Here is a 12522-nt window from a genome sequence, read left to right as displayed (position 1 = left end):
CCTTAAAACTAGGTTTGTCGACCCTTAAAACTAGGTTTGTCGACCCTTAAAACTAGGTTTGTCGACCTTAAAACTAGGTTTGTCGACCTTTTACTTCTTTAATATTAAGTTTGCTCTTAAAACAATCACTAAACTAAGGTTTATTAGCCTAAAAGCCTTTAAAGGTGGTGAAATTATATTAGTCTTAAAGGGTATTAAAACTAGGTTTATCGACCTAGTAAAAAGAGAATTGCCAAAACAATTTGAATAGTCTATCTTACGACCTAGTTGTTAAGATAATAAATAGAGAAATGTCAAAATTAATTGTTAAAGACAATGCTTTAGTTCAAGCAAGTTATACACTTGATACGGTAGAACAACGCTTAATTTTACTAGCGATAGCAGAAGCCAGAGAAACTGGACATGGGATTACAGAAAATAGCCTCCTTGAAGTTCATGCAAGTAGTTATATAAATACTTTTAATGTTGAAAAACATACTGCTTATAAAGTTCTGAGAGATGCATCTAAAAGTTTATTTGACCGTTATGTCACTTATCATGACATTAGCCCTAAAACGGGGAAAGACCGCAGTTTTCACTGTCGTTGGGTAGATAAAATTGGTTATGAACCAAATTCAGGGATTGTTTTTTTACGCTTCACTCAAGACATAGTTCCTCTTATTACTCGCTTAGAAGAAAACTTTACTAAGTATGAATTACAGCAAGTCGCTAAATTAACCAGTACTTATGCAATTCGTTTGTATGAATTGTTAATTCAATGGAGATCCGCAGGAAAGACTCCTGTTTTTGATTTACAAACATTTAGACAGCAACTAGGCGTTGAAGTTAATCAGTATAAGACTATGAGTAACTTCAAAAGTTATGTTCTAGATTTTGCTATTAAACAAGTTAATGAGCTAACAGATATAACTGCTAAATACGAACAACATAAAACAGGTCGAATCATTTCAGGATTTTCTTTTAAACTAACCCAGAAAAAAACTAAAATACAAAATACAAAGGTTGATTTCCCTAAATTAACTGATGCACAACGTCACTTGTTTGCTAACAAACTATCAGAACTCTCAGAAGTAAGTAGCAACTATTCTCAAGGAACTGAAAGCTATCCTGAATTTGCTGTAAGGCTTGCTGAGATGCTCAAAGATTCAGAAAAAGTAAAGGAATTTATTCCATTCCTTGAAAAAGTAGGTTTTAAAGCTGCATAAAAATCGGGCTTGATCATTTGTCTATTAGACAGTCTAATAGACATCAACTTTTGACAAGATTAGGCATAACTTTACATCATGAAGAGCCTTACAGTTCTTGAGCTTTCCAAGCTTTACAATATTAATAGACAGACAATTTACAACAACATAAAGAAAGGAATTTTAAGTAAAAATTCTGATAATAAGATTGATCTAGCAGAAGCCATACGCGTTTTTGGGGAACCAGTTAAAAAACAGGATGTAAAAGAATCTGTAAAAATAGACAGTCCAAATTCAGCAGAAGTTTTACTGCTTAGACAACAAATAGACATGCTAAAAAATCAGCTTGATGATGCCAAAGATCGGGAATCTTTCTATCAAAACCAAATTGAAACGATGCAACGCCTATTAGAAGCCCCAAAACCTAATATGACTACGTTTACCGATCAAGAACCAGTGCAACACAGCATGGCCAAAACAGATCCAGAACTAGACACAGCAGAAGCTAAACATGACGGATTGACTACTCCGGAGCAAACAGAAAATGAGCACAGTCCAGTGCCTACGCATATCGAACGACAACCTAAAAAACGAGGTTTATTCGGTCGAGTTCTACATGCTGTTTTAAGTGATGACTAGAGGTTGAATTGATTACCTGGGCTAATTAAAACCGTGGAACATTGTTCGTTTATTAAGCGTGGAACGTGAATAATCACAAAAAAGCCGTTCCAGTGCGCTGTTTACTGGAACGGCTTTAGTTAAGATATTGATGCTTATAAGAAAAATTCAAGCATTTCGTATAAGGTGTATTATGTTAATTTTAGATAAACTATAGAATCCATTAGTTTTTAAACCAATAAATTAAATATTTTATGGAACTCCAGAATATTTATTCAGGCGATACTTAAGCAATAAGGGTAGGGTGATTACATAAAGTATTGCAGCTAATGCCCATACCATTCCAGGAGCTGATGCCTGAGTCATAAAATAGAGGCTAGTAACTAATACAGGACCAATTATAGCCCCCAGACTATTAAAACTGCTTAATAGCCCTTGTAATTCACCTTGTCTTTCATCACTAATACCTCTGGACATCATTGCTTGCAAAGCAGGAACGGCTACTCCACCAAGGGCAAACAATGGTAACAACGCAAAAGGCACCCATTCTTCAACAGCAATAGATAAAAGAAGTAAACCAATTGCATCGCAAGCTATTCCACATAACAACGTATTTTTCTCTCCAAACCTCTTTACCATAGGGGCGATAGCAAAAGCCTGTGCAATAGAATGGCATATTCCATAACTAGCAAGGGAAACACCTGCAATAAATATACTCCAGCCATAACGATCCTGCCCATAGATAACCCATAAAGTTGCGGGGACTTGTGAAACCAATGTGATAATTAAAAAGATACCAAGCAATGGAGCCATATTAGGTTGAGTGATCAAATAGGATAATTTCTTTAATATTGATTGCTCCTGAACCTTCTCAGTCATTTTATTGCTGTGTTTTGATTCTTTTAATAAGACTGCTGTCATTATTAAATTAATCCCATTCATAAAAGCAGCAGCAAAGAACGGTGCATGTAAGTTCCATTCACCCAAAACTCCACCTATTACCGGACCCGATATAAACCCAATACCAAAGACAGCTCCAAGGAGACCAAACCTTTTTGCACGCTCATGGGCTGGAGTAATATCTGAAACATAAGCTGTTGCAACAGCCATGTTGGCACCTGTAATTCCCGCAAAAATACGACCAATATATAGCCACAATAGAGAAGGAGCAGCAGCCATTAGGAGATAATCAGCCGTTGCACCAGCAATTGAAATAATTAATACAGGTCGACGTCCAAATCGGTCACTCAACGCTCCAAGGATAGGTGCAAAAATGAACTGCATCAGAGCATACACAGCTAATAAAGCACCATAGTGAACACCGCCTGCTTCAGCTCCAGCCAATGACCGTAATAATTCAGGCAAGATCGGCATAATTAAACCAATCCCAACAGCATCCAGAAATATAGTGATTAAAATCACGCTCAATGATTTCTTCACAAATGCCTTCTCTAGCAATGATAGAATTAATATTCTCTCACACACTCCCTATCAGTGATAGATTTATGAGTAAAAAAGATATTGCACCTCAACGTCTGACACGTGAAATAGTCCTGCGTACCGCATTGGATATGTTGAATGAAGAAGGCATAGATTCAATAACCACACGCAAGCTAGCTCAACGATTGGGTATTAAATCTCCAACTCTATATTGGCATTTCAAGAATAAATCCTTGTTAATGGAAGCAATGGCGGAAACCATTATAAATGAACACCATTTAGTTTCTTTACCCATCGATGGGATGACATGGCAAGATTGGTTGCTCGCTAATTCTGTAAGCTTTCGTCGAGCACTACTAGCTTACCGTGATGGTGCTCGTCTACATGCAAGAACTAGCCCCAGTCAAGGACATTTCAACACGATTGAGGCCCAAGTTGCGCTGTTATCTCATGCTGGGTTTTCTCCTGTTGAAGCAGTTGCATTACTTATGACATTAGGAAGGTTTATTGTTGGGTGGGTCCTTGAGGAGCAGCAAGAAGAAATAAGATCAGACCCACCATTCGAAGCCGATCCAACTATATATCCACTCATGCTCCAAGGAGTGAATACCTTACAAAATATGAATGCGGATGACATTTTTGAAAATGGGATTCGTATGGTGATTATCGGTGCTGAAAGACAACTTGATATTAAAATGCAAACTTAACTCTATACTGCTTTAAGCAACTGTTCTATTTAGTAATAAAGCTTTTATCCTTAATTATTTAACATAATAGAGGTTATGCGAAATCTTTTATGAGTTATCTTTGAAGTTCAGTATCTTTATCTAAAATAATAAACATTGAGCTATCTATGATCCTCAAAACCTTTGTAATTTCTATACTAATTTTATGTCCAATGACATTTTTTTATTTTGTCACAGAGTCTCGGAATGGATTTATCCCTATAGAAATGTACTTTGGTTTTCCTATATTTGTGGGAGCTATATATCCATATATCTTTTTAAAATTTGGCTTAAAAAAACTTGAGGTCATATTTTTAGGAGGTGTAATCAGTACTTTGATCTGCCTAGTTTCCAATTTTATGTATAGTCGAGATTCATTTGGAATTATTACAGCAGGAGCAATCGCCTTGATATACCTGATGCTTTTTATTCCCCCATATTTGGTTTCTATGCTTTGGTTAAATGGAAAATATAAGCAATAAAAAAGCCCGACAGGATGTCGGGCTTTTTTATTGTCTATTGTTTTTCATTCACTTGAGAGAGCAATTGAGGAGTTGAGGATTTGAGAGTTATGTATAAGATTTGGAAAAAGAACATTAAATATGCACTCACTAATCGAGAAGATCGACTTTTATATAAACGATATTCTTCAATAGTTGCCTCACGAATAAAAGTTCCACGATTGTTTAAGACATACTTTAATCCATCTTTTTCGACATTAAAGTTATCCAATAGCCCTGTAGTTATAAAGAATGTTGCAATTGCGTAGATAAATAGGATGATGGAAAGAGCATTAAAATTAATCTCTAATTTTTCAGAGAAGACGGTGATAGCTACAACAAAGAGAGGAAAAATTAAGAAGATACAAAGTATGAAAGAGAATGCAAAATGAAAAAAATAAGAGCTTAGATTGATCAGAGCAGCAAGAATGCATGTAATAAGTGTGAAAGAAGATAGAGTTCTCATAATTATTGGAGATTTTGAAAAAGTTTTCGCATTATCTAATATTGCTTGAACTTTATATAATACTAATTCGTATAAGAGATTTTATGTTAAATACTTAAAACATCATGCTCTTTTATTTCTAAGAAAACATGTTGGTCAATTTCTGCATTTGAGTTGCGTATAAAATCTTTAGCCATAGTATTAATATGAAGATGACTTTCTTTGTGAACAATATTAAATAATGATAATAAGTCTTTTTTGTGATGTGAGTCATAGTTATTTTTAAAATCATTCAACTCAGTATCAATTTCTAATTTTATTTGTTCAATAAAATGCTTTCGTGAACTTTTATTGTTTACTTTATAAAATAACTGTGTTTTCTCATAAGCTCCTTTATGAAAGATCATTTCATAAATTTTCATTTTAAATTCTACTCAAAGTTATTGATATAATTAAAATTTAAAAAACCAATTTCTCTTGGGGAAGAGAAATTGGGGCGCGGAATTCTTAACCTTAAGTAAGGCCAATCACCAGCAATTTTGTTGCAATAATCACATTATATTTCAATTTTGACGTATACTTCAATAAAAAAATATACAGATCTGTATATTTTCGCCATGAAAAATAGAATTTCCAGATATGAATCTAAGAACCTATCCAGAATATTTTCTATGCAAAAGTAGCCTTAAAAAGGCTAAATTAATTAACGGAACCACATTGCTTGAGAAATCAGGAAAAACGCAAAAATGAATATTTTTTAATCAATTTTATTGGCAAGAAGTATCAAAATTGCTCAAAAAGAAACCGACTTGTTTCCAAGTCGGTTTTTTGTGGTTTTTTAGGGGGATGAAAAATTTTTAACTATATGAAAAACAAAGATATTTTAAAAATCATTTCGTATAACCTCTATTATGTTAAATAAGCTAAAAATTATAAGAAATTTCTTTAAATTCTATGGCTGAATTTTGAGTATTTGGTACATGACCAATAATGTATTCATTCTTCGTTTGAAAAAAGAAATCAAAGCTCTGACTCATCAGTGAATCTTGCTGGCTTTGCTTTTGATAGATCGGAGCTAGACGGTTGATATAATAATTAATCCATTCTGCTTGACTAGAAAATGCTGCATAGTCCTTTAAATCAGTATAAAGATTCTGTAGATCTGTGGAGATCAATTCAATATTGGGGTCAAACATCCATACCGTGATATCCATCGGTTCAATAGCTGTGAATGTATAAGGTTGTGATAGAGCAAAACGTTCAATTTTATAAAGTTGTGCACCATGTTTGCTATAACTAGAACAAAGTAATTTAGTGTTTTCAATCTGAAAACAGTCCTTTCCAACTTCTAACTCTCGTATTTGTCTAGATATATCTAAACATTGAGGTAAATATTTTAATTTAGATTGAGAGATTTCTGTAAATAACTTTATAGCACGATTGATTACATAACTTTCGCCTGTACCAGTAATAATTCCATTACTCCATGAATAAAGTTTTGAAGTAGAATGTTCCATTAGATCATTTATTTGATCTTCTTTTACTATAACTTCCTTATTATCTGCTGCAATAAGGATGCTATCATTGAGCTGAACAGCGATAATGAATGTCATTTTTTAAAAAATTCTTAATTATCAATATTTTGTTAAAAATATCAAAAGGTAAATATATGGCCGGCGGTTCTCAGATCATTATAAATAAAAATGGTATTAAAATTATCACACCTGCAAAATTTGAGGCAAAAGCTGGGCAACACCTTTTTAATAAGGGGTCTAAAATTCAAACAATTTTGCCTAATCTAAGTAATTTAATTATGAATAAAGAAAGTTATTCTTTTACAAATCGTATAGATGTTTTTGACATATTCCAAGATTACGATTTTTCTCAAGTTAAATATCGTGCTTTTCTTCCAGAACAAGAAACTTATAAGGTTGGAAATCTAGATGAAAATGGTAGAACAGAACGCTTTGTAAGCTTAAATAATGCAAAAGAAAAAATACAAGTTGTGATTGATGACCCAGCTTATGAATGGTCAATTACTGATGAAAGTGATATAGAAAGCAATATTAATAAAGAAGACTGACATAATGAAATTTCAAATTTTTTTCAAAGATAGAAAAGGAGATCCAGTTGATGGATTGGCCTATCAAGTTTTCAGTCAAATAGATAAAGGGAGTACGAAAAGCCTACTAGTTAAATCAGTTTCTAAAAAAGGGAAAGGAAAAGGTAGCACAATAGTTGGCTTAGAAAGATTAGTTTTTGAAGTAAAAGGTTTCCCTTCATCCTATGACAAATGGACTGAAATTGGTTATTTTTCTTATAACAAAAGAATGGGAAAAAATGACTTAAAAACTATTATTGTAAATGTACCATCAATTATCATAAATACTCATACCTTTCCAAAACAAGAAATGGAAGGTAGTTATGAAAGACGAAATAGAGTATTAAATAAAAAATTAGATCAAAATATTTATCTATATCCTAGTATTATTAAGCATATAGTTAAGCCTGGAGAAAATTTAGAAAAAATAGCAAAACAGCATGGTGTTACAATTAATGATATAAAATTAAGAAATAAGAATATAGATATAAATTTCTTAAAACCAGGTCAGGTTATTATTATTAAAGATGAAATTGATGCTAAAAGAAATGAATTAAATGACCAAAAAAAATATAAATTGTATATAAAGGAAAAGTTCCAAATTTCTAAGAATAATTCTAAAGTTCTAATAAAAATAGAAAAAGATCCTAAAGGAACTCAACTTATGTATCTTAATCTTTCAGGGGCAATCGCTGCAGTCATTGGTGTTGGTGGCAGCATACAAATTGGTGTAGCAAGGACACCTAAAGGGAAATGGGGAATATTTGTAGCTCCTGGTATTTCTGGAGTACAAGGAACCCCCTCCATTAGTCTTGAAGGAGGATATGTAATTAGTGAAGCCACTAGTTTAGATGATTTAAAGGGTTTTGGTTATAGTGTAAATGCAAATGCATATTTTCTTTTAGGCGGCTCTGTTGTGGGTGGTACAGGTTTGACACCAGAACAACTAGCTAAAGGCAACTTTTCTGAAGGAACAACACCAATGGCCGGTGCTGAAACTGGTTTAGGTGGCGGTTTTAATATACAACATAATCTTAGCTATACTTTTGTTATCCCTTTGAATTGAATTCGGACGAAAATATGAAAATTACTCATTTAACTTTATGTACTATTTTTTTATTCACTGGTTGCGAAGCAAAAGTAGAAAGCTCTATCCCAAAAAGTAGTATATCTACTATTCAACTTCAAGAATTTAAGAGTATTGTTGAAAATGGCAATAAAATTCAACAAAAGAATTTATTTGAAATGATAGAAAAAAATGCTAACGATGGAGACGCAGCTTCTCAAAATTTACTAGGAGTGATTTATGAAAATGGTTATCTTGAACAAATAGAAGACCCTGAAACAGCTCTTAATTGGTATATAAAATCATCAAATCAGGGCAATGGAATAGCAGAAAATAATATTGGTAATCTTTATTATAGAGGACAAGGAGTATCAAAAAATGATGAATTGGCCTACAAATATTATGAAAAGGCAATGCAAAAAAATATTCCTGAAGCAATAAACTCACTTGGGTTGATGTATTTTAATGGATCATTTGTATCTAGCGATAAGCTCAAAGCATGTGAATATTTTAAAAAGTCTGCAGATTTTGGATATTATCTAGGAGAGTCAAACGTTGCAAACTGCTACTTAAATGGTTGGAATGGACCTATAGATAAAAAGAAATACTTTTATTATTCTTTAAAAGCAGCTGAAGCTAATTATGCTCCATCACAATTTAACGTTGCTGTTATGTATTCAAAAGGTGAGGTTGTAGAAAAATCCATTACAGAATCAATAAAGTGGTATAAGAAATCTTTAGATCAAAATGATCCTAGAGCTGCCTATAATTTAGGAGCTTTATATGAAAAAGGTAATGATGTTGAGAAAGATCTAAATAAAGCATACAGATATTATGAGTTAGCTTATGAAATGGGGCTAGATATAGCTAAAGATAAATTAGATGAATTAAAAACCCCCGATGTTAATTAGTTTTTTTTAATTAAAATTTCAGATTCTAAGGTATTTAATATGAATCTCTTATATGAAATTTCTCTATAGGCCCTAATTATATTCTTTTAGCTCACTACATAAGTAATTGATCTAAATAAAGTTGGATAGTAATGAATTTTAGGCTAGACGCTTAAAAAAATAGAATCTAAAATTCATCACTAATCATCTAAAGTATTGATTTATAATTATTATCTTGTTTTTATCGAAGCTAAAAAAATCTAGAAGTCGAATTATCTTTTACAATACAAGAGAAAGTTCTGCATTCAGCTTGGCAGTTGCAATATCAGGTTCTGTCACGTTAAGGAATTAAAGATCAAATAATTCGGTTAAGTCCCTATCAGAAGTATTTCCATGAAAAAATTCAGTACAAGTGAGCATCTCAAAAAAATGGATCGCAAGGATTGGGCAACAGCTCAATCGATTACGACCTTCGGCATGAGTCCCAAAGAAAAAAGGGCCCATAAAAAAAGATCCTGGGAACGCTTTGAACGGATCCAGTCTGGAGAAACTACACTGGAAGATGAAGAGGCTGTTCTGCTGATGCAATGGCGCGCCTTAAACAATCTGCCTAAAAACCAGAACTAAAATCATTATCCTGATCATGATTCCTTATTTTGTCAGGGGTTACTGCCTTGTCTCTCATTTGCAAAGGCACACGTTCGATGATCTGCCGCTGCATGAATGCCAATTCTTCATCAATAGAGGCTATCTGAATAACTGAATTCTTTAACCGTTGGCCCAGATCACTTAAGTATTCAAATTTCTCAAGTCGATCGAAGGATTCGGTATTCAAAAGATCGATATAAGTCTGTAAATCATGCTGAATCAGCCTAAAAGGTTCGGTCGTTTGATGATCTTGCAATAAGGCTTGCTGCATTTTTTGTTGTAAAAACAATAATTTTTCTTGAGCATACCAACGCTGCCGTGTCCGTGGTGTTTCAGCTTGCGTGCTCAATTCTTCAATCTCTTGACGATTTTTTAATTCAGCCTCGTAAAATGAGCAATACAACTCATAATAATTTTCAGCACGTAGCTGGTTAATTGTTGCAACCATCTCTTCACGCTTGGCCACTAATTCCGGCTCTTTCTCACGCGCAAAGCGGACGGCCTTATTCATCACAGGAACATCCTTCAGCTGTGTGCCATGCTTCTTGTTGTACTCCTTGTTGGATAAACAGCTGACCAAGCTAGGAACTTCCACCTGAATTCCCTTGATTTCCACCATCTTGGTCGGGGCATAACGCATGAGACTGTCATTAATCAGCTCTTCAGTCTTCTGCCGATACAGCTGTAACTGCGCCTTTCCCATACCTAACACATCAGCTGTCAGCTTCTGCGCCCCACCTTTCTGTGGATCCTTTGGGTTATAACGCTTAAAAAACTGTTCTGCGGTCCGGTCGATGCCATCAACATGTCGTTCACTATACATAAAATGCAAATGCGGTTGCTCTTGCCCACCCAACGATCCAACATGATTATGAATGGCACAGGTAAAGGGATAGCTATAGCGGTCTGCGAACTCAGCAATAAACGCCTCGGCCAATTCAATCCGCTGTGCCTGATTCAACTCTTTGGGCAAGGCCACCACCAAACTGGAACAGGTACGGCCATTACTACGTTCATAAATATCTGCAGCGTCCCAAAACTCAGCCGGCTTTCCTTCAGCAAAATTTGGCAGATTGCCGGATCTCACAAACTCGATCTGTTCTGAGGCACTTTCTTTATAATTTTTAAAGTGCGAAGTCCGGGTAATGTAGTGAAACCGGTTCTTGGCCGTGGCAGCATTTTTTACTTTCCCCGATCGGGTTTTCACGGCCTTTTTGCTTGTGTGTTCCAGGTTGCAATAGAACATAATCCCACCTTCAAATTCACGGAGCCTCGCAGAGCCTGCGGAGCACGAGGAGAAGTGTTTTTAATTCGATATAATTGCGTAGTAATTATATCAAATTAAAAACACGGAAACGAGCTCAAGAATTAAATAAAATGTTCCCACATTTTATTTAATTCTTCCCGTGCCGGCCTATGCTAAACTGAAAATACAAAAACCTCACCCATTTTATGCTGGAGAATGCGATGGCGGCCCGTGGAAGACCTGCGAAAATACTCACCCCAAATGACCTCACGACATTGCAGAAATTCCTGGAGAAACTTCCCTTTCTCAAGAAAAAACAACAACAGGCTTTGACCCTACTTCAGCAATCCAATGGCAGATTCAATGACAAACAACTCAGCCTGTTCAAAACAGTCGATCGAGAGAAAAACCAGTTCCTAACAAGACAGGCACTCATTGAACAAATCAAACTGAAGGACAAAAACCAACAGCCCCTCTTGGCCAACGAAATTGAAATTCTGACCTTACTCAATCAAACAATGGATCAAAATAATTTTTTCCGCCTGGATCGCGCCCTAGAGTCTTATCAGAAAATTGAAAAAGCCGCCCTAGACAATCGAATCCGGCTGGAGAATGAACACAAACGTGAAATTTTGCAGAAAAGTCACAAGGAACTGACAGAAGCCCAGAAAAAACGCAATGCAGAAAACCAACTCAAATACGCGATAGGAGGTGTAGTTCAATCGCTTTATAAAGACCTCGATCTTCAGATCCAACACAGCGATATTCCCCTACTCAAAGATGCCCTCCTACAGAGCATTATTTGGGAAAGAGCCATTAAAGAAACCACAATCTATAAAGAGATCCAAAACAACACCGAAGACCTCAAGGAAGAAACAAAATTATTCCAGCGTATGGTTGAAGATTTGCCAACCTATAAAATCAATGGGCAAGAGTTTCACAAAGTACTCATCCAAAAGCACCATGGAAAGCCATAAAATGCGATTACAGCCTGTTTTTGGCTTAATCCTACCCATCCCTAATAAAAAATGTAATCAGGGCTAAAAATGCGAAATAGGCCCTTTTACGCTTTACCTAATATGAATCCTTAATTTATAAACTAAGAAATATCCTTAAAATTCAAATTAAATACCTAAAAGGTATCTATAGAGCGAGTGTCTACGAGCGAACCACTAAAATTCGCGCTTTGACTTTCTGAAAAACAGCTTTTTAGGCTGTAGAGCCTAATAAAGCGTAAATCACATGTAAAAATTAGATTCTAGATCGAGCGAAAGCGAGTAAAAAAGCTTTATGAGCGAAGCGAATTCATTCTTGCTTTTGATTTTTAGAATTCAAGAAAGAATTAACTAAAAAATTGCCCCAACGAATCGAGCGAAAGCGAGATTCAATAGAGTTTGAGCGTAGCGAAAACATAGGGCAATTTTTTCACTCCCTGGGCTTTTAATTATTTTTAATGTTTTTAAATGCTTTTAGATGTCCTGAAAGCCTTTATTTAAAAGCTTTACAGGTTCTATTAAACTAGGTTTGTCGACCCTTAAAACTAGGTTTGTCGACCCTTAAAACTAGGTTTGTCGACCCTTAAAACTAGGTTTGTCGACCTTAAAACTAGGTTTGTCGACCTTTTACTTCTTTAATATTAAGTTTGCTCTTAAAACAATC

13 protein-coding genes are annotated in these 12522 nt (G+C 34.7%); 9 read left to right on the top strand and 4 right to left on the bottom strand.

Going from position 1 to position 12522, the window contains the following annotated elements:
• Window positions 1-290 precede the first annotated feature (290 nt).
• Together repM and FTU34_RS16590 are read left to right on the top strand one after the other, a co-directional pair.
• Window positions 291-1205 carry a replication initiation protein RepM gene (gene repM, locus FTU34_RS16595; protein ID WP_180036201.1) on the top strand — a complete coding sequence of 305 codons (915 nt, stop codon included), beginning with the start codon at window positions 291-293 and terminating at the stop codon, window positions 1203-1205.
• A 78-nt stretch (window positions 1206-1283) separates the two neighbouring features.
• Window positions 1284-1823, top strand: coding sequence for a plasmid replication DNA-binding protein (locus FTU34_RS16590; RefSeq protein ID WP_180036200.1), 540 nt, complete (start codon window positions 1284-1286; stop codon window positions 1821-1823).
• Between the two features lie 231 nt (window positions 1824-2054).
• Here the strand turns inward: FTU34_RS16590 and tet(39) are convergent, their stop codons facing one another.
• Window positions 2055-3242, bottom strand: coding sequence for a tetracycline efflux MFS transporter Tet(39) (tet(39), locus tag FTU34_RS16585; protein ID WP_180036199.1), 1188 nt, complete (start codon window positions 3240-3242; stop codon window positions 2055-2057).
• A gap of 65 nt (window positions 3243-3307) precedes the next feature.
• Between tet(39) and FTU34_RS16580 the strand changes: the two genes are divergently transcribed.
• Both FTU34_RS16580 and FTU34_RS16575 read left to right on the top strand, forming a co-directional pair.
• Complete coding sequence (locus tag FTU34_RS16580) at window positions 3308-3949, top strand: TetR/AcrR family transcriptional regulator C-terminal domain-containing protein (protein ID WP_004787586.1); 642 nt, start codon at window positions 3308-3310, stop codon at window positions 3947-3949.
• Between the two features lie 146 nt (window positions 3950-4095).
• The gene (locus FTU34_RS16575; RefSeq protein ID WP_180036198.1) at window positions 4096-4449 is read left to right on the top strand and encodes a hypothetical protein; all 354 of its coding nucleotides are present in this window, start codon (window positions 4096-4098) and stop codon (window positions 4447-4449) included.
• 570 nt (window positions 4450-5019) lie between these two features.
• Here the strand turns inward: FTU34_RS16575 and FTU34_RS16570 are convergent.
• Window positions 5020-5334: a hypothetical protein gene (locus tag FTU34_RS16570; protein ID WP_180036197.1), complete on the bottom strand. Its 315-nt coding sequence runs from the start codon at window positions 5332-5334 to the stop codon at window positions 5020-5022.
• Window positions 5335-5835: 501 nt separating this feature from the next.
• A complete protein-coding gene (locus tag FTU34_RS16565; RefSeq protein ID WP_180036196.1) occupies window positions 5836-6525 on the bottom strand; it encodes a hypothetical protein in 690 nt (229 codons plus the stop codon).
• Between the two features lie 56 nt (window positions 6526-6581).
• Between FTU34_RS16565 and FTU34_RS16560 the strand changes: the two genes are divergently transcribed.
• From FTU34_RS16560 to FTU34_RS16545, 4 genes are all read left to right on the top strand, one after another.
• Window positions 6582-6995, top strand: a complete 414-nt coding sequence (locus FTU34_RS16560; RefSeq protein ID WP_180036195.1) for a hypothetical protein — start codon at window positions 6582-6584, stop codon at window positions 6993-6995.
• A gap of 4 nt (window positions 6996-6999) precedes the next feature.
• Complete coding sequence (locus FTU34_RS16555; protein WP_180036194.1) at window positions 7000-8079, top strand: LysM domain-containing protein; 1080 nt, start codon at window positions 7000-7002, stop codon at window positions 8077-8079.
• Window positions 8080-8093: 14 nt separating this feature from the next.
• Entirely contained in the window at window positions 8094-8990 is an 897-nt protein-coding gene (locus FTU34_RS16550) for a tetratricopeptide repeat protein (RefSeq protein WP_180036193.1), read from the top strand.
• A 372-nt stretch (window positions 8991-9362) separates the two neighbouring features.
• Entirely contained in the window at window positions 9363-9596 is a 234-nt protein-coding gene (locus FTU34_RS16545) for a hypothetical protein (protein ID WP_249733010.1), read from the top strand.
• On the opposite strand, the gene FTU34_RS16540 is transcribed toward FTU34_RS16545, so the two are convergent.
• On the bottom strand, window positions 9580-10704 hold the full coding sequence (locus tag FTU34_RS16540; RefSeq protein ID WP_373686517.1) for a MobA/MobL family protein: 1125 nt from the start codon (window positions 10702-10704) through the stop codon (window positions 9580-9582). The two genes, FTU34_RS16545 and FTU34_RS16540, sit on opposite strands and share 17 nt — an antisense overlap.
• A 380-nt stretch (window positions 10705-11084) precedes the next feature.
• Between FTU34_RS16540 and FTU34_RS16535 the strand changes: the two genes are divergently transcribed.
• Window positions 11085-11840, top strand: a complete 756-nt coding sequence (locus tag FTU34_RS16535) for a hypothetical protein (RefSeq protein WP_180112654.1) — start codon at window positions 11085-11087, stop codon at window positions 11838-11840.
• Window positions 11841-12522 lie beyond the last annotated feature (682 nt).

Source organism: Acinetobacter sp. YH12094, from assembly GCF_013419295.1.
Taxonomy (GTDB): Bacteria; Pseudomonadota; Gammaproteobacteria; order Pseudomonadales; family Moraxellaceae; genus Acinetobacter; species Acinetobacter amyesii.
Note: the sequence above shows the minus strand (reverse complement) of the source record. Positions and strands in the feature narration are given on the sequence as shown.

Bases quoted from the DNA above. Each gene is read 5' to 3' on its own strand.
- FTU34_RS16560 (WP_180036195.1), top strand. From the start codon at position 6,582: ATGGCCGGCGGTTCTCAGATCATTATAAATAAAAATGGTATTAAAATT.
- FTU34_RS16535 (WP_180112654.1), top strand. From the start codon at position 11,085: ATGGCGGCCCGTGGAAGACCTGCGAAAATACTCACCCCAAATGACCTC.
- FTU34_RS16580 (WP_004787586.1), top strand. From the start codon at position 3,308: ATGAGTAAAAAAGATATTGCACCTCAACGTCTGACACGTGAAATAGTC.
- FTU34_RS16575 (WP_180036198.1), top strand. From the start codon at position 4,096: ATGATCCTCAAAACCTTTGTAATTTCTATACTAATTTTATGTCCAATG.
- FTU34_RS16565 (WP_180036196.1), bottom strand. From the start codon at position 6,525: ATGACATTCATTATCGCTGTTCAGCTCAATGATAGCATCCTTATTGCA.
- FTU34_RS16570 (WP_180036197.1), bottom strand. From the start codon at position 5,334: ATGAAAATTTATGAAATGATCTTTCATAAAGGAGCTTATGAGAAAACA.
- FTU34_RS16590 (WP_180036200.1), top strand. From the start codon at position 1,284: ATGAAGAGCCTTACAGTTCTTGAGCTTTCCAAGCTTTACAATATTAAT.
- FTU34_RS16550 (WP_180036193.1), top strand. From the start codon at position 8,094: ATGAAAATTACTCATTTAACTTTATGTACTATTTTTTTATTCACTGGT.
- FTU34_RS16555 (WP_180036194.1), top strand. From the start codon at position 7,000: ATGAAATTTCAAATTTTTTTCAAAGATAGAAAAGGAGATCCAGTTGAT.
- repM (WP_180036201.1), top strand. From the start codon at position 291: ATGTCAAAATTAATTGTTAAAGACAATGCTTTAGTTCAAGCAAGTTAT.
- FTU34_RS16545 (WP_249733010.1), top strand. From the start codon at position 9,363: ATGAAAAAATTCAGTACAAGTGAGCATCTCAAAAAAATGGATCGCAAG.